Source organism: Pseudomonas sp. Xaverov 259 (assembly GCF_019352915.1).
GTDB lineage: Bacteria > Pseudomonadota > Gammaproteobacteria > Pseudomonadales > Pseudomonadaceae > Aquipseudomonas.
The window spans coordinates 31,900-48,214 of sequence record NZ_JAAAFV010000001.1; the positions used below are offsets into that span (position 1 = coordinate 31,900).

Here is a 16,315-nt window from a genome sequence, read left to right on the forward strand (position 1 = left end):
CGAATGTGCATGACTGAATCCATCCGCAATGCTGATGTGCTGATCATCGGCGGCGGCTTGAGCGGCACGATGCTGGCGGTGCAACTGCTGCGCCAGCCTGGCAAGCGGCAGATCCTGGTGATCGAGCCGCGCAATGAACTTGGCCGTGGCGAGGCCTACAGTGCCGTCGAACTGGGGCACACCCTGAACGGCAATGCGGCGCGCATGAGTGTCGACCCGGACAACGCCGATGACCTGACCCAATGGCTCACCGACTACATCGGCGTCGGTGGCTGGCCGGAGTCGGACCAGCAACCTGTACCCATCAGCGAATTGTTCCCGCCACGTGGGATTTTTGGTGTGTATGCGCAACAGCGTCTGGCTGAGGCCAAGGCGCTTTCGGATTCCACGGTCGAGCATATTCGTGCCGAGGTGGTCGACCTGCAAGTGGATGCCGACTCAACGTTGTTGACGCTGGATAACGGCCAACAATTGCGCGGTGCTCATGCCGTATTGGCCACCGGCATGTTTCCGGCGGCGCGCACGCCGCAGACTGAATCCAGCGGTTTGAATGCTGCGGCAGTGGACCCGTGGGACGTCAAGGCCATGTGCCAGATCGACCCGCAGTCAACCGTGCTGATCATCGGTTCCGGGCTGACCATGGTGGATGCCGTGGTGTCCCTGGAACAGGCCGGCCATCGTGGGCCGATCGAGATATTTTCGCGCCACGGTCTGTTGCCCCATGTGCGGCGGCAACCGCCGAGCTGGGTGGATTTCCTGGCTGAAGATCATCGCCTGCGCAGCCCACGGCAGTTGCTGCGCGAGGTGCGGCGCCAATGCCAACTGGCGGTGGAGCAGGGCATCGATTGGCAGGCGCCACTGGACACGGTACGCGCGCATATCGGCCGTTTGTGGAGCCAGGCCAGTGAGCGTGAGAAACGCCAGTTCGTGCGCCATGTACGGCCGTGGTGGGAGAGCCATCACCATCGCTCACCTCCGTTGAGCGCGCAGCTGGTGGCGCGGTTGCATGCAGAAGGGCGGTTGCGGGTTCAGGCAGCGTCGTTCAAGGGGTTGGTGGCGTCGGACAGCGGTGTGATGATCCAGCTGCGAAGGCGCGGCGAGCAAGCCGTCACTCAGGTGTCTGGTGCGGCGTTGATCAACTCCAGCGGTATTGAGTACGACTGGCGGCGAGTAGCCAAACCGCTGCCGCAGCAGTTGCTCAAGCGTGGGTTGATCAAGCCTGGGCCGTTGGCGTTGGGGATTGCGGCGGATGTGTCGGGGGCTGTGTTGGATGCTCAGGGGCAGGTCAGCCAGCGACTGTTTGCCATGGGCCCGCCCTTGCGCGGGATGTGGTGGGAGAGTACGGCCGTCACCGATGTGGCGCTCCAGGCCAAAGCCCTGGCCGCCAAACTCACCCAATGATCGTTCCCACGCTCTGCGTGGGAATGCCGCCATGGACGCTCTGCGTCCGCTCTTGACGTCGTGACGCAGAGCGTCACCGGATGCATTCCCACGCAGAGCGTGGGAACGATCAGCGTGGGAACGATCATGGGCCGGTTTTTACAAACCCTGGCTTGAGGCCGAATACCTCGACACCTTCGGCGGTTGACTGCCCTGTGGTGATTTTCACCCGCTCAACCGGCTGATCCATCGCCGCGCGATACTCCACGCTCATGTCCGCCTGGATCGCCTGGCTGGGCACCACAATCGCCTGCGCATTGTTGTAGGTGACGATGGTCAACCGCGCACTCATGCCCAGGCGCACCCGCTGCAATTGCTGCGCAGTGAGCGTGGGAATCGACAAGCTGACCGGAAACTGTGCGCTGCCCTGGCTGTCGCTGGCAATCGCCAGGCCGCTGACCACGCTGACGGAGCCGGTCAGGCGCTCGCCGTCAAAGCCATCACCCATTACTTCTACCGCCTGGCCCTGGTGCAGTTGGTTGATGTCCAGTTCCGACACTTTGGCGACGATCTTCAGCCGTTCGATATTGGCCAGCCCGAACAGCACCTGCCCCTGGCTGACCTTGCTGCCGGCCTGCACCGGTGCGTTGTTACTGGCTCCCCCTGGCGAGGAGTTATTGCTGCCCGGCGCCGGCACCACGATGCCGGAGAAGGGCGCCTTGACCTCCTTGCCTTCCAGCAGCTTATGCAGGGCATCGTATTTCACCGTGGCGTTGGTCAGCTCCATCTCGGCGATCTGCCGGTATTCGCCTTTGCCCTGATCCTGCGCCTGCTGCAGCTCACTGCGGGCCGAAGCGAGGTCCAGTTGCTGCTGCTGGGTCTGCTGTTTGAGATCGTCCAGCTCGTTGCGCGGGATGATGCCGCGCTTGAACAGGTTTTCACTCTCGGTGAGTTTGCGCTGGGTGTTGCCGGCGGTCATTTCTGCGGTGCGCAGGCTGCGGCGTGCGCGGCTCACTGCGGGGCTGCTGTCCCAATCCTGCATCTCTTGCACGGTGCGCCGGGCCTTGAGTTGGGCGGAGAGCGCGTCACGCAGTTGCACTTCGAGGGTGGACGGGTCCATGCGCAACAGTACCTGGCCGGCCTCGACGCGTTGGCCTTGCTCCACCAGATTGGCCTGCACATTGCCGTCGAACGGCGCAGTGAGGGTGATGGTGGTGTCGGGTTCGATCTTGCCCACCAGGCCGATCTGGTGCACCAGCGGGTCGGGCTTGACCGCCAGCCATTGCTCGGTCGCGGCGGGCTGGTTGGTGGCCGGGCTGCGCAGGGCAATGCCTGCGCCCGCCAACAGCACGATGATCACGGCACCCAGCAGGTATTTTTTATTAGTAGTCATTGAGGGCGATTTCCCAACTTTCCAGCGTCATGCCCAGGGTCAAATCGAGCTGGGTCTGGGCGTTCAGATAAGCGATCAGTGCATTGAGCCGGGCGTTTTCGGCGTTGCGCAGGTCAGCCTCGTAACTCAACACCTGGAAGTTGGTGGAGCGTCCGGCGCTGAGTTTTTCCCGCTCGATTTCGATCTTGCGCCGCGACAGCTCCACGGCACGTTGGGAGATTTCATATTGGCGCCAACGCGTGCCCAGGTCGCGCACCACGTCGTTGACACTGCGCTCCAGCTCCTGGCGCGCGTCGGTGATGCGGATCTCCTGGTCTTCTACATTCACCCGCGCGCGCACCTCGGCCTGGCGGGTGCTGATGTCGCCGATAGGAATCTGCACCTGCACCCCGGCGTAGCTGTTCCACGTGCGGTTGTTGCTGTTGCCGCTGTCATTGTTGCTGTAGGCGTCGCGTAGCTGGTTGGCGCCGGCCACCAGGTCGACCTGCCAGCGCCCGGAGTCCTTGGCGATCACCAGGTTAAGGTCGGCCTGTTGGCTGCCAAGCAGGGCGGCGAGGTACTCCGGCTGCTGGTTCTGCGCCAGGTTGAAGGCCTGGCGTTTGTCGATGGTCATCGGCTTGGCTTCCAGGGCTTCGCTGGCGCGGATCGGCGTGGACAGGTCCAGCGCCAGCAAGCGCAGCAGGGCCAGGCGGCTGGTGTCGAGTTGGTTCTGGGCCTCTTCCACGCCCAGTTGCTGGGTGGCGATATCGGCTTCGGTCTGCACGATTTCAAACTCGGCCATGCGCCCTGCGCTGATCAGCGCCTTGTTCACCTCCAGCAAGGTGTTGGAGCGTTTGAGCGCGTCCTGGACAATGCTCAACTGCTCCTGGGCACGCAGCAGTTCACGGTAGGTGGCGATGATCTGGCTGATGGTCTGCGCCACGGTGGCCTTGAGGTTCAGGCGGTTGGCCTGCTCCGACAGGCGCGACAGGCGCAGCGGCGCGGTGGTGGCGTCCCAGCCGCCACCGCGCATCAGCGGTTGAATCAGCGTGAGGTCGAGGCCGTCGCTGCGGTAGCGGCCGGCGCGGTCGGCGTTGTTCAGTTGCTGGGTCCAGGCCATGCTCAACTGGGTGCCGTATTCACTGAGCAAAGTCGCTCTGGGCGCCAGGTTGGCGTTGCGCGCGTTGTCAGCCGAGCCGCGACTTTGGCGGTAATAACTGTTGAGGGAGAGCTTGGGGTTGAAGGTGTCTTCGGCCACCCGCAGGTCGAACTTTTGCGCCACGCGTTGCAGGTACGCGCTGCGGATCGCCGGGTTTTTGCGCAGGCCCAGGTACACCGCATCACCCAAGGTCATCGTCGTGACCTGGTTATTGAGCGACACACTGCGGTCATAACCACTGCGGGTGGTGCTCGGCGCCGACGGGTTGATCACCACGTCGGTGGCCATGGCCGGCAGGCTTGCCAGGGCGAGTAACCACAGCCATTTATTCATCGCGCAAGGCCTCCACCGGCTGCAGCCGCGAGGCCGAGACTGCCGGGTAGATGCCAAAGAACAAGCCCACCAGCAAGGTGCTGCCCACCCCCAGTGGCAGCGCGGCGGCGGCCAGGGCAAACTCCCAGCCCGACAGCCAGGCGTAGAGCCAGGCGGCGGTCATGCCCAGCACTGCACCACACAGCGCGCCCACTGCCGTCAGGGTGACCGCTTCGAGCAGGAACAGGTTGCGGATGTCGCGCTGGCGAGCGCCCAGGGCCATGCGGATGCCGATTTCACGGCGGCGTTCCGAAACATTCATCAGCATCACGTTCATCACGCCAACGCCGCCGCCGACCAGGGAAATCGCACCCAGCGCCAGCAGCAAATAGGCGAACGTGCGGCTTTGCCGGGTCATGCCATCGATCATTTGCTGGGGCACCTGAATGTCGACATCGTGGTCGGTGAGCTGGCTTTTCAGGGCAACGGCGGCCTCTCGGGCGATGCGCTCCATATCCTGGCCGGGCGCGGCGCGGATGATCACATTGCCGATCTGCGGCGTCGGGTAGATGCGCCGCATGCCTTCGGCGGGGATAAACAGCGATTCGTTGGCCTGCACCGGCATCAGCATTGCGCGGGGTTGGTTGTGCAGGATGCCCACCACCAGGAACAGGTAATCGTTGATACGCACACGGTCGCCCAGCTTCAGCGGGTTGCCCGGTGTGCCCAAGGCCTGGGCGACTTGATCGCCGATCACACCGTAGGTTTCGTTGGCGTCGAAGGCGGATAGAAAACGCCCCTCACGCAGGGCCAGGCGCATGGCGTCCTTGATATCCGCGGTGCTGCCGACAAAGTTGGCGTTGGCCGTGCGGCCCTGGAACACCAGCGGCCCGCTGAACAGGCTGAGCGCGCCGATATGGGCAATGCCCGGCACCGCCTGGCGCACCGCGTCCAGGTCAAGGCTGGCGCGCATCGGCGCGTTGCTGTTGCCTTTGGGTGGGAACTGGGCGATCAGGGTGTCGGTGCCCATGTCCTTGAAAATCATCGCCGCGTCCACCGCCGCGTTATGGCCGATATTGATCAGGGCCACCACCGATGAGCTGCCGATCACAATGCCCAGCAACGCCAGGATCGAACGTTTGCCCAAGGTGCGCAGGCTCACAAAGGCTTCATGCAGCAGTTGGCTCAGGCTCTGTTCGATCCGCTGGCTCATAGGCGTCCAGCCTCATGCACCACGCCATTGCGCACCAGGATCTTGCGCTCCAGGCGCTCGGCGATGTGCGCATCATGGGTGACGATAATCAGCGTTACCTGTTGATCGCGGTTCAGGGCCAGGAGCAGGTCCATGATCTCTTGGGCGGTGGTGCTGTCGAGGTTGCCGGTGGGTTCGTCGGCCAGGATCACCGAAGGCTTGCCGACCAGCGCACGGGCAATCGCCACGCGTTGGCGCTGGCCGCCGGAAAGGTCGGCCGGGCGGTGGTGGGCGCGCTCGGCCAGGCCGACTTGCGCGAGCATGCGCAGCGCCTGTTCCACCGACTCATGGCGCGACACGCCACGGTAACTGAGGGGCAGGGCGACGTTGTCCAGGGCACTGAGGCGTGGCAGCAGGTTGAAGCTCTGGAACACAAAGCCGATTTGCTGGTTACGGATCGCCGCCAGCTCATCGGGCGTGGCGCTGAAGATATCGTGGCCGGCAAAGTGGTACTGGCCGCCGTCGGGCAGGTCCAGCAGGCCAAGAATATTGAGCAGGGTACTTTTGCCCGAGCCTGAGGCACCAAGAATGCCGCAGCTGTCGCCGCGAGCGATGGACAGGCACACGTCATTGAGAATCGACAGGTGTTGCCCTGCGAGCTGATAGCTTTTGCCGATGCCTTGCAGGGAGATCAAGCCTGGGTGCGCGGGGGTATCTGTCATCATGACTACGCCTGCAGTCTCGACGCTATCGCCACGCCCCCGGCAAAGCCTTGTAACAAGTTCGGGAACTGCCTGATACGCGCCACGGACTGGTTTTATTTCTTGTTTTTAAAATAATGTTTGAATAGTAACCGCGTTCAACGCGCTTCGCCAGCCATGGATGTAGAGCGGTTTCACCCCTTGTAACGATTTGCCGGTTGCTGGGCGGCGGTGTCAGAAAACTCCCTCGGCTAGCGTCTACAGGCCCGTTTATACGGGCTTTTCATAGCATGGCGCGGTGTCACTACTTGCTTTCGCTGGGCCGCCCCGGTATAAAAAATCAAATTATTTTTTAAAACAATATTTCCTACGTGGAACCTTTCATGGTCGCGAAGAAACTCAGCGCTCCAAACGTTACCAAGACTCGACTGCTGGATGCGACAGAGGCTCTCTTCATCAAATACGGTTATGACGCCGTGTTGCTCCGGCAGATTACCGAGCGCGCCCAGGTGAACCTGGCCGCCGTGAACTACCACTTCGGGGACAAGGACTCCCTGATGAAAACCCTGCTGATGCAGCGCCTGGAGCCGCTCAACGAGCAGCGCCTGGAATTGCTCGCGCGCTGCGAAGCCGAGGCCGATGGCCCGCTCGACTGCGACACCCTGCTGGGCGTGCTGTTCGCCCCGGCCATGGGCCTGGAGCGCAGTGACCCGGCCAGCGGGGAAGGGCGTTCATTTATCCGTTTCCTGGGCCGGGTCTACAGCGACACCTCGCCGTTTATCCAGGAATACCTCAAGGTGCATTACCAGCCGGTGTTCCAGCGCTTCTTCGAAGCCTTCGCCCTGGCCCTGCCGGATCTGCCGCGCAATGAGCTGGGCGTGCGCCTGCAATTTGCCCTCAAGGCGATTTCCGGGGTAATGGCCGGCACTGAACTGCGCCTGCTGATGAACTCCATGAGCCTGGGTCGCCCGGCTACGGACGCCGAGGTCATGGCCAAGCTGATCACCCTGGTCTCGGCCGCGATTCGCGTACCGCAACAAAGCCCCGAAGCCGAAACCGCTTTGGCCAAGGTGCTGGATACTCAGCGCGCCATTCGTGAACAAGCGGCTGCGCCCGCCACCAAGGCAGCGCGATAAGCCTTTATCCAAAGCAAAAAAAAGCCCGCTGGGGCGGCGGGCTTGATGTGCAACGTTTGTAACGGATGAGGCTTCACCCTACGTCTGCGGATGTGAATAAATCGTGAAAAATATGTAAGAAAATGGGTGGGCAACAACAGATGTTCGATCCCGCGTGTGTCTGTCGGATTTTTCCTGCAAGCCTACCATTCGTCGCCACTGTCATTTCTGACAGTAGATTCGATTAGAACACCAAGCGCCTCATTCACCTTGCCTGTCGCGCCGTTTCAGCGCGCTAAACCAGCAAGGTATAGCCATGACCATTCCCACTGAAGAACTGTCTACACCCCCTTATTCGGTCTACCCTGCAGTCCGATTGGCTGAGACGCCTTACCCGGAAACCGCGAAGTGGGGCCTGGGCCAGCGTGAAACCGATCCCTACGCGCTCTTTGCCTTCGAGAACTGGGAAGCGGCCACTGGCAACGATTCTTATGGGCTCTACTGGAGCAATCCGAAAATAGCGGTGGCTTCGACTGTCATTACCAAGGTGACTAATCGCTACAACCTGGCCATCCCCAAGACCGATATTCCGGAGGGCGAATTCCCGGTGTTCGGGCAGGTTAGCCGCGCTGCCAGCGGTCAATTGCTGCGCTCGTTTCCTGAAACCTACCTGGTAAAAACCAAGCGTCCCGGAGGCCTCACGTTCTGGGCGTCCGAACAATTCCACAGAGGCCTGATCCTGTCGGTTGAGGGGTTCCCGGCGGGTGCGTTCCTTAATCCGAGCAACATTATCCGCGGGTTGTGGTGCCTGATTACCAAGTACGAACACATCCGCAAGAACGACACCATCACCGTCGCATACGGCGCCACGACCATTGACCATGTTGTCAGCCCCGAGGAGGCTGCCGGGCCGGGACCGATCCGGGTGTTTATCAGCCGGGCGATTATCGAGAACGGCAACAAGTACGGTCCGGTGGGCGTGGCGTTTATGGTGCGCGATGTGGTGAACAACACCTCCGGGGAGAAGTACGCCTATTCCCGGCCATACATCCTCAACAGCGAACTGGACCTCGACCTGCTTGATCCGCCGATCTTTACGGTGGACGGGGTCGAGGCCTCTATCGTCGATCTTGATCTGTCCAGTGCGGCACATTTTGCGGCGATGGTCACCTTGCCACGCAAGACGCCGGCGCCGATCCCCAGCAACCGGGTTGTGCTGATAATGGTGATTACCCAGGTTACCGAGTATGGGGAGACAACCCGAACGCTTCGTTTGCCGGCGGTGACCGACAGAAACCTGCGGGGCGAGACCATTCCCATCGACAACGGCGTATTCAGCTCGTTGATGGATGCCAAGATCAGCCTGAGCTTTGAGTGGCAATCCGCTGGGGGGGTGGTGCAAAATCGCTCGGGCACGAGTGTGGTTCAAGTGGTCGGTACGCCCCAGTTGCGGCTCCTGGCGCCTTCCTTCGATAACAAAGCGGGCCCCCAGGTTGTCCTCGCCAGCAACTATCTGAGTGGCGCCGTTGTGGTCGTGGCGTACCAGGGCATGAATGAGGCGCAGATCATCAGGCTCAAATGGACCTTCGCCGATGGCACTGTCGCCAGTATTCCCGTGCAGGCCGGGGTGAGCAGCGGCCAGGTGCTGTTTTCCATCAGCGCCCAAATCATTGCGCAAAGCCCAGGCCAGCTCATCAAGTTGTCTTATGAGGTGACGACGGGAACCAAGACACAAACCTCGGCTATTCAAGAGCTGACGTTTCAAGCCCAGGGCGGCGGGTTGACCGACACGGTTGATGTCGGGATGGCTCCTCACTCGATCACTATCACCAACGATGGGCTGCGGGCTTTTGTAACCTGTCAATTTAGCCATTCGGTTTCGGTAATTGATATCAGGGCACGTAAAGTCATTCACACCCTCTTCAGCGTGAACTCGGCGTTCCTGTCGGTGCTCAGTCCAGACAACCGGCGTCTGTATGTGGGCAATTTTGATGGGGCAAGTTACACCGTCATCGACACCTCCACGTACAGGATCCTTTCGACGGTTCCGATCGTGGGCGGCAACGACCTTTCGGGGCTCGCCATTACGGCGGATGGCTCGCGATTGTTTGTTGCCTGCACCCGAAATTCCTTTGTGTCCGTCCATGATACCGTCTCGGGCAACGTTCTCGGTCGCGTCGCCGTTGGGGTGAACCCATTCGGTGTGGCGGTCAACCCGGAACAAACACAGGTGCTCGTCGCTTCAACCTCGGTGTTGGATATCATCAGCGCCGGTACCCGCAACGCGCTCGTGGCGAGAATCAATGGTACCGGTCGGTCCATACAGATTGCTTTCAGTGCCGGTACTCCGGCGCGCTACGCCTATGTCAGTGACAAAGATGGCGTTCTGGTTGTTGACCTTATGAGTAACACCATCATCCAAAAAATCGTGGGTATCAATTGGGCATGGGGCATCACACGAAACCCGAATGCTCCGGAAATCTGGGTGGGCGGTGTCGGCCCTGGAGGGATTGGGAGCAATCGCGATTCGGTGTACATCATTAACACCAATACAAACCAGATTACTAAACGCCTCACCGGGTTCAGCAACGCTGCAAACATAGCCTTCTCGCCCGCCGCCGGCGTAGCCCTGGTTGTCAATAATGGCTCGAACAGTGTGAGTTTCGTTCCGCTTTAAGGTCCTTCGGTTCCCCACGCAAAACGCACAAAACGTGCAATGGGACAGCACTGCGCCAGTGCAGGCTGTCCCTTTTTCGTTAACGCTAGCAAAGACTCGCCGGCCTGGCCTCCCGCGGATGCCGCAAAACGGTCTCTACCATTTGTCGCTACTGTCATTTCTGGCAGTAGATTCGATGGTTGCCCCGAGCGCTGCATTGACCTTGCCCGTCGCGCCAGTTGCGCGCGTCCTAACCCAACAAGGTGATGGCCATCCCCAAGACCAAGATTCCGGAAGGCGAATTAAGGCCCCGTCTCCATACCCCGGCAGCAGTGATATGTCCTCGATGCCGAGTTTGTCGGCAGCATGGGCGGTGCGGAAGTTGTGCTTTATAACTACCAGGCCAGAGGGGCGGCAGTGGTACGCAGGGTGGCAATGACTTTATCGTTAATTCGGTGCGCATTACCCGTCTGACCTGATCATCAGGCATGTTTGAGCGTGCGTCGGGACAGCGCTACTTAACCGTACGCTGTCCCTTTTGCATGCCCGTCAAATCTTCCAGTGACTCGCTGTCTTGGCCAGCCGCTGGCGCATGGCATCCATATGCGCCGCCAGTTGCAACGTCAACAACCGATACCCGTCCAGCGCATTCTGGACCGGCGCTTCCAGCGCCTCGTCGTCCGTTGTGTGCGTGGCAGGCCGTTCCAGCCGCTCGGTAAACCCCAGCTTCAATGCCCGCGCCATGCCCACCCACTGCACCCGAATCTGCCGGTGCTCCGCCTTCAACATCACCTGCATCCGTGCCATCGCCTGTTCATCGCGTGGATCGGGCCGGGTATTGCCGAGAATCTCCAGGGTGCTGATGCACATGCGCAGATGCCGTTGGATCGCATCCAGTTCGGTCATGGAGATGCGCACTTCCTTGGACACTGACGGCATCAACGAGCGCAACTGCAGCATGGCTGCATTCAATCGGTTGAGCAGTTTCAAGTGTTCATCATCCGTGACCGACTGGCCACTGATGATTCGGCTATAGATTTGCGCGCAGTCACGCAACGCACTGGCCAGGTTGTAGCGCCACGAATACACCGCGTAGAGCGGCAGGGCAAAGGAAAACGCCAGCGCCAGCACAATGCCGATAAGGATATCGACGGTGCGCCACAAGCCATCCGAGATCGGGTTATCGCCGTGGCCGGCCACGATAAACACCGTGATCGCCGACAGCAGTGCGATGTAACCGCCCTTGCCGATGGCGTGATAGGAGAAGAACCCGCATACCACTGACATCAGCAGGTAGGTCAGCAACGGTATGCCGAAATAGGCTTGTTGCACCACCAGCAACAGGCCGACGCTGGCACCGATCAGGGTGCCGTAGGCGCGCTCCACGGCTTTTTTGCCGATATTGCCGTGGTGCTGCAAGCCGCCGATCACGATCAGCATGGTCACCGAGGCCCACTCGCCGTGGGGCAGGTTGATGCCGGTGGTGAGCAGGATGGTCGCCAGCAGGCCGATGGACACGCGCACGGCGTGGATCAGCTTGGCATGGCGATAGCGGCGGTAGGGGTCAAGCAAAGGGCGCAACAGGCGCCGGGCGAAGAAGGGCAGGTTCATCGGTATTAAAGTGGCCTCATAATGCAGGGTGGACTCGATCTAATTGTGGGAGCGGGCTTGCTCGCGAATGCGCCTAGTCAGTCGACACATCTATAGCTGACCCACCGCATTCGCGAGCAAGCCCGCTCCCACATATTGAACCGAGTTAACTTTAGAAAATGTAATCCGTGGTCAGGAAACTCGAATCACGGTTGCGCAAAATATCGCTGACCAGCGCCTTGTTGCTCTCCTGGAACTTGGTCGCCACCAACGTGCGGATCGAGAACACGCGCAGCGCGTCGTGCACCGACAGTGTGCCCTCGGCCGAGTTCTTGCGTCCGTTGAACGGGAAGGTGTCCGGCCCGCGCTGGCACTGGGCGTTGATGTTGATCCGCCCGACCTGGTTGGCAAAGGTGTCCACCAGCCGGCCGACTTCCACCGCATTGGTGCCGAAAATACTCAACTGCTGGCCGAAGTCCGAATCCAGCACGTACTCGATCACCGTTTCCAGGTCACGGTACGGCACGATTGGCACAACGGGGCCGAACTGTTCTTCGTTATAAACGCGCATCTGCGGGTTCACCGGGTACAACACGGCGGGGTAGAAGAACGAGCCGCGACTTACGCCGCCATTCGGGTTCACCACCTTGGCGCCGTGCTGCGCGGCATCGGCCACCAGCGCGTTGAGGTAGTCGACCTTGCCGGCTTCCGGCAGCGGTGTCAGCGATACGCCGTCTTCCCAGGGCATGCCGGGTTTGAGCGTGGCCAACTTGCTGTTGAATTTCTGGATGAAGCTGTCGACTACCTCTTCGTGCACAAACAGGATTTTCAGCGCGGTGCAGCGTTGGCCGTTGAACGACAGGGCGCCGGTGAGCGCTTCGCTCACGGCATTGTCGAGGTCGACCTCGGGCAACACGATGCCGGGGTTTTTCGCGTCCAGGCCCAGGGCTGCGCGCAAACGGTGTGGCTTGGGGTGCAGTTTTTTCAGGTCGCTGGCGGCCTTGTTGGTGCCGATAAACGCAAAGATATCGATTTTGCCGCTGGCCATCAGCGCGCTGACGGTTTCGCGGCCGCTGCCGTAGATCACGTTGATCACGCCGGCCGGGAAGCTGTCGCGGAACGCCTCCAGCAGCGGGCGAATCAACAGCACGCCGAGCTTGGCCGGCTTGAATACCACGGTGTTGCCCATGATCAGTGCCGGTATCAACGTGGTAAAGGTCTCGTTGAGCGGGTAGTTGTAAGGGCCCATGCACAGCGCCACGCCCAGTGGCACGCGGCGGATCTGGCCAAGGGTGTCCTGTTCCAGCTCGAAGCGGCTGGAGCGGCGGTCGAGTTCCTTGAGGGCGTTGATGGTGTCGGTGATGTAGTCGCAGGTGCGGTCGAATTCTTTTTGCGAGTCCTTGAGGTTCTTGCCGATCTCCCACATCAGCAGCTTGACCACCGCGTCGCGCTGTTCGCGCATGCGCCGCAAAAAGGCTTCGACATGCTGGATACGTTCGGCCACGCGCATCGTTGGCCATTCACCCTGGCCACGGTCGTAGGCGCGCACGGCGGCGTCGAGGGCGGTGAGGGCGGTCTCGGCATCCAGCAACGGCGTGCTGCCAATGTGCACGCGCTCATCGCCCAGTTGCACCGGGCTCTGCACCTTGGCCAGCGGGCCGTTCCACACCTGCAACTGGCCGTCGACCAGGTAATCACGCTGTTCGATCGGCGCGGCCAGGCGGAATTGCTCGGGAATGTCGCTGGCGGCGGTGGGAAACAGCTGGGCGAGCAGGTTACTGGTGGTCATGTCGCTACCCCTGGAATAGTTGCAAAACATGACTAGAGAGTCACCCATCCAAGGGCTGTGTGGCAAGCGCCAGACGCGTTACAGCAGGCATCCGGCAAGCGCCACGCCCAAGGCTGCGCCGATTTGTCGCGCCGTATTGAGGGTGCCGGCGGCGATTCCGGCCTGTCCCGGTGGCACCGCATTCATCAACGCGGCCGTGGCGGCGGGGGTGATCAAGCCGGCAGCCAGGCCAATCAGCGGCATGGGCACCACGATCAAGGCGTAGTCGGGCGTGGTGCCGCCCATCAGCAACAGGCCAAAACCGGTCATGTAGAGCATCAGGGCGCCACCGATCAGCCAGCGGCTACCGAAGGCGCGCACGAACTCGCCGGCCATCAGGCTACCAATGCTCACCAGCACCGTCAGCGGCAGGAACGCTACGCCGGTGCGCAGCGGCGAGAGCCCCAAGGTCCGCTGGAAATACAGGCTGAGTACAAACATCAGGCCATACAGCAGCAGTGCCGACAGCAGTGACACGGCCACACACAGGCTGAACACGCGGCTGCCAAACAGCTGCACGGTAAGGCGCAACCAGCCGGCGGCCCGGGGCTGAATCACGCTGGCGGCAAGGCGCGCGCTGAGGCCGACGGCGATCAGCCCCAACGGCAGGTTGACCAGGAAGATACTGCGCCAGCCCAGCGTCTCGATCAGCAGCCCACCCACTAACGGCCCGGCGGCCATGGCGATGCCGCCGCACCCGGCCCACAGGCTGATGGCTGTCGCGCGGCCTGTGGGGTTGCCTGCATACGCCTGATTGATCAGCGCCAGAGACGCTGGCACCAGCAACGCTGCGCCGACACCTTGCAGCACCCGCGCGGCGACCAGCAGGCTCATATTGCTGGCCACGCCACACAGCAGTGAGGCCAGGGTGAACACCAGCAAGCCGGTCATGTACAGCCTGCGTGCGCCAAAACGATCCGCCAACGCACCACCGGCCAGCAGCAGGCAGCCAAAGGTCAAGGTGTAGGCGCTGACCACCCATTGCAGTGCGCTGGTGTTGCTGTGCAGGGCTGTCGCGATGGGGTCCAGCGCCACATTGACGATGGACGTATCGAGGATCACCAGTACATAGCTGAGGCTGGTGGCGGCCAGCACCTTTCGTTGTGGCATGCACATCTTCCTTGAAAAGACACGGGCAGCGAATCTAGCGCGCGGGATGCTGCAGATGCTTCGGTGTTGATCGAAGCATGCTCGCCTGCGTCACGCTTATACTGCGCAGGTTCCGTTGGAGAGCCGCCATGTCGAACCCATCCACCTTTACCGAAGTTGCCGCGCTGCTCGCCGAGCCCGCCCGCGCGGCGATGCTGCTGGCGTTGTTCGACGGGCGTGCGTTGCCGGCCGGCGAGTTGGCTTTTGCCGCCGGCATCACCGCACAGACCGCCAGCACTCACTTGGCCAAATTGGTCGCCGGGGGTTTGCTCGTCTGCCAAACCCAGGGCCGGCATCGCTATTACCGCCTGGCCGGGGAGCATGTGGCCCAGGCGATCGAGTTTCTCAGTGCGATTGCGCCGTTGTCGGCGATTGTGCTCAAACCCCAGAGTCGCGAGGCCCAAGGGCTACGGTTTGCGCGCTGCTGCTACAACCACTTGGCCGGGCAGTTGGGCGTCGCGGTGACCCAGGCGCTGGAAAAACACCACTACCTGCGCGCCATCGATGATAAACACTATGAAGTGCTGCCCGCAGGCGCCGCCTGGTTGCAAACCCTGGGCATCGATTCGAGCGCGTTGAAACCTGCGCGCCAATGCCTGGACTGGACCGAACGCACCCATCACGTGGCCGGCCCGCTCGGCGTGCAATTGCTCAGTGCCTTGTGTGAAGCCGGCTGGTTGCGCCGCGCCAAGGATTCGCGTGCGGTGCGGGTCACGCCCAAGGGCTGGGCGCAGTTCAAGGCGCAATTGGGCCTGGAACCGCGTGATCTGGAAAACCTTGAGCAAAAGCGTGCGCTGGCCGGTTAAACTGCGCGGCTTTTCAGAAGGAGTTCACATGAGTCACTACCAGCCGGGCATTCTTGCCGCACCGGTGCCGTTGCAGGCACGCCATCTGTTTTTTGCCGTTGACGTATTGGCCGCCGTACCTGCCGCGTTGGACGCGCTGGTGCAGTGGGCGGACGCGGGCGCAGTGGTCGGTTTTGGCGAGCCGCTGGTAACTTCGCTCGGCGCGCACATTGAAGGGTTGCGCGCATTCCCCGCCGTCACGGGCCCAGGCGCGCATAACCCGTCCACCCAGCAGGCGTTGTGGGTGTGGCTGCACGGTGTGGATCGCGGTGAACTGCTGCTGCGCAGCCGCGCAGTGGAAAAAGCCCTGGCCCCCGCATTTGGCCTGGTGCAGATGACCGAAGGTTTCCGCTACAAGACCGGCTTCGACCTGACCGATTACGAAGACGGCACCGAAAACCCCCACGACGACGCCGCCGTCGAAGCCGCCCTGACCGACAGCGGCGCCAGCTTTGCCGCGATCCAGCAATGGCAGCACGACCTCGATGGTTTTGCCGCGTTACCCGCCCAGGAGCGTGACCACATCATCGGCCGCCGCCATGGCGATAACGAAGAGCTGGACGACGCCCCCGAATCCGCGCACACCAAACGCACCGCCCAGGAAAGCTTCACACCGGAAGCCTTTGTGGTGCGCCGCTCGATGCCCTGGGCCGAAAACGGCCAAGCGGGGTTGATGTTCCTGGCGTTTGGGCATTCCTTTGATGCGTTTGAAGCGCAACTGCGGCGCATGAGCGGGCTGGAAGATGGGATTGTGGATGGGTTGTATCGGATCAGCACGCCTTTGACCGGTGGCTACTACTGGTGCCCGCCGGTTAAGGAAGGGCATTTGGACCTGAGTGCACTTTGCGTTCCAGCGTAAATCCAAAACTGTGGGAGCTGGCTTGTGTGGGAGCTGGCTTGCCTGCGATAGCGGTTTTTTTGGTGGTGTACATATCCGTTGCTGCGGTGATGGCGGCTTAGGGTTCCGCCCTGACGGCGGGTCACTTTTTGAAGGACCAAAAAGGTAACCAAAAAGT

Annotated in this window: 12 protein-coding genes; 5 read left to right on the forward strand and 7 right to left on the reverse strand. The window is 61.5% G+C overall.

The genetic code is table 11. The annotated features are described in order from the left end of the window. Positions 1 to 9: 9 nt before the first annotated feature. Positions 10 to 1,401, forward strand: a complete 1,392-nt coding sequence (locus K0H48_RS00160; RefSeq protein ID WP_219265547.1) for an FAD/NAD(P)-binding protein — start codon at positions 10 to 12, stop codon at positions 1,399 to 1,401. A gap of 124 nt (positions 1,402 to 1,525) precedes the next feature. On the opposite strand, the gene K0H48_RS00165 is transcribed toward K0H48_RS00160, so the two are convergent. From K0H48_RS00165 to K0H48_RS00180, 4 genes are read right to left on the reverse strand one after another with little or no spacing between them, the layout of a single operon-like run. Then, a complete protein-coding gene (locus K0H48_RS00165; RefSeq protein WP_219265549.1) occupies positions 1,526 to 2,773 on the reverse strand; it encodes an efflux RND transporter periplasmic adaptor subunit in 1,248 nt (415 codons plus the stop codon). After that, positions 2,763 to 4,244, reverse strand: coding sequence for a TolC family protein (locus K0H48_RS00170; protein WP_219265551.1), 1,482 nt, complete (start codon positions 4,242 to 4,244; stop codon positions 2,763 to 2,765). The genes K0H48_RS00165 and K0H48_RS00170 overlap by 11 nt, the downstream gene beginning before the upstream one ends. Continuing rightward, positions 4,237 to 5,436 carry an ABC transporter permease gene (locus K0H48_RS00175; RefSeq protein ID WP_219265553.1) on the reverse strand — a complete coding sequence of 400 codons (1,200 nt, stop codon included), beginning with the start codon at positions 5,434 to 5,436 and terminating at the stop codon, positions 4,237 to 4,239. The genes K0H48_RS00170 and K0H48_RS00175 overlap by 8 nt, the downstream gene beginning before the upstream one ends. Further along, a complete protein-coding gene (locus tag K0H48_RS00180; RefSeq protein WP_219265555.1) occupies positions 5,433 to 6,140 on the reverse strand; it encodes an ABC transporter ATP-binding protein in 708 nt (235 codons plus the stop codon). The genes K0H48_RS00175 and K0H48_RS00180 overlap by 4 nt, the downstream gene beginning before the upstream one ends. 359 nt (positions 6,141 to 6,499) lie before the next feature. On the opposite strand from K0H48_RS00180, the gene K0H48_RS00185 reads away from it, so the two are divergent. Continuing rightward, a complete protein-coding gene (locus K0H48_RS00185; protein ID WP_099550527.1) occupies positions 6,500 to 7,252 on the forward strand; it encodes a TetR/AcrR family transcriptional regulator in 753 nt (250 codons plus the stop codon). 295 nt (positions 7,253 to 7,547) lie between these two features. Then, entirely contained in the window at positions 7,548 to 9,908 is a 2,361-nt protein-coding gene (locus tag K0H48_RS00190; protein ID WP_219265557.1) for a YncE family protein, read from the forward strand. 528 nt (positions 9,909 to 10,436) lie between these two features. Here K0H48_RS00190 and K0H48_RS00195 read toward each other — a convergent pair. The 3 genes from K0H48_RS00195 to K0H48_RS00205 all read right to left on the reverse strand — a co-directional run bounded on the left by K0H48_RS00195 (position 10,437) and on the right by K0H48_RS00205 (position 14,415). Beyond that, positions 10,437 to 11,498 (reverse strand): FUSC family protein, encoded by a 1,062-nt coding sequence (locus tag K0H48_RS00195; protein WP_200434691.1) that lies wholly within the window; start codon positions 11,496 to 11,498, stop codon positions 10,437 to 10,439. Between the two features lie 151 nt (positions 11,499 to 11,649). Continuing rightward, complete coding sequence (locus tag K0H48_RS00200) at positions 11,650 to 13,266, reverse strand: NADP-dependent glyceraldehyde-3-phosphate dehydrogenase (RefSeq protein ID WP_219265559.1); 1,617 nt, start codon at positions 13,264 to 13,266, stop codon at positions 11,650 to 11,652. A gap of 78 nt (positions 13,267 to 13,344) precedes the next feature. Then, on the reverse strand, positions 13,345 to 14,415 hold the full coding sequence (locus tag K0H48_RS00205) for an MFS transporter (RefSeq protein WP_219265561.1): 1,071 nt from the start codon (positions 14,413 to 14,415) through the stop codon (positions 13,345 to 13,347). Positions 14,416 to 14,543: 128 nt separating this feature from the next. On the opposite strand from K0H48_RS00205, the gene K0H48_RS00210 reads away from it, so the two are divergent. Both K0H48_RS00210 and K0H48_RS00215 read left to right on the forward strand, forming a co-directional pair. Next, positions 14,544 to 15,260 carry a helix-turn-helix transcriptional regulator gene (locus K0H48_RS00210; protein ID WP_219265563.1) on the forward strand — a complete coding sequence of 239 codons (717 nt, stop codon included), beginning with the start codon at positions 14,544 to 14,546 and terminating at the stop codon, positions 15,258 to 15,260. Positions 15,261 to 15,288: 28 nt separating this feature from the next. Next, positions 15,289 to 16,158 (forward strand): Dyp-type peroxidase, encoded by an 870-nt coding sequence (locus K0H48_RS00215; RefSeq protein WP_219265565.1) that lies wholly within the window; start codon positions 15,289 to 15,291, stop codon positions 16,156 to 16,158. Positions 16,159 to 16,315 lie beyond the last annotated feature (157 nt).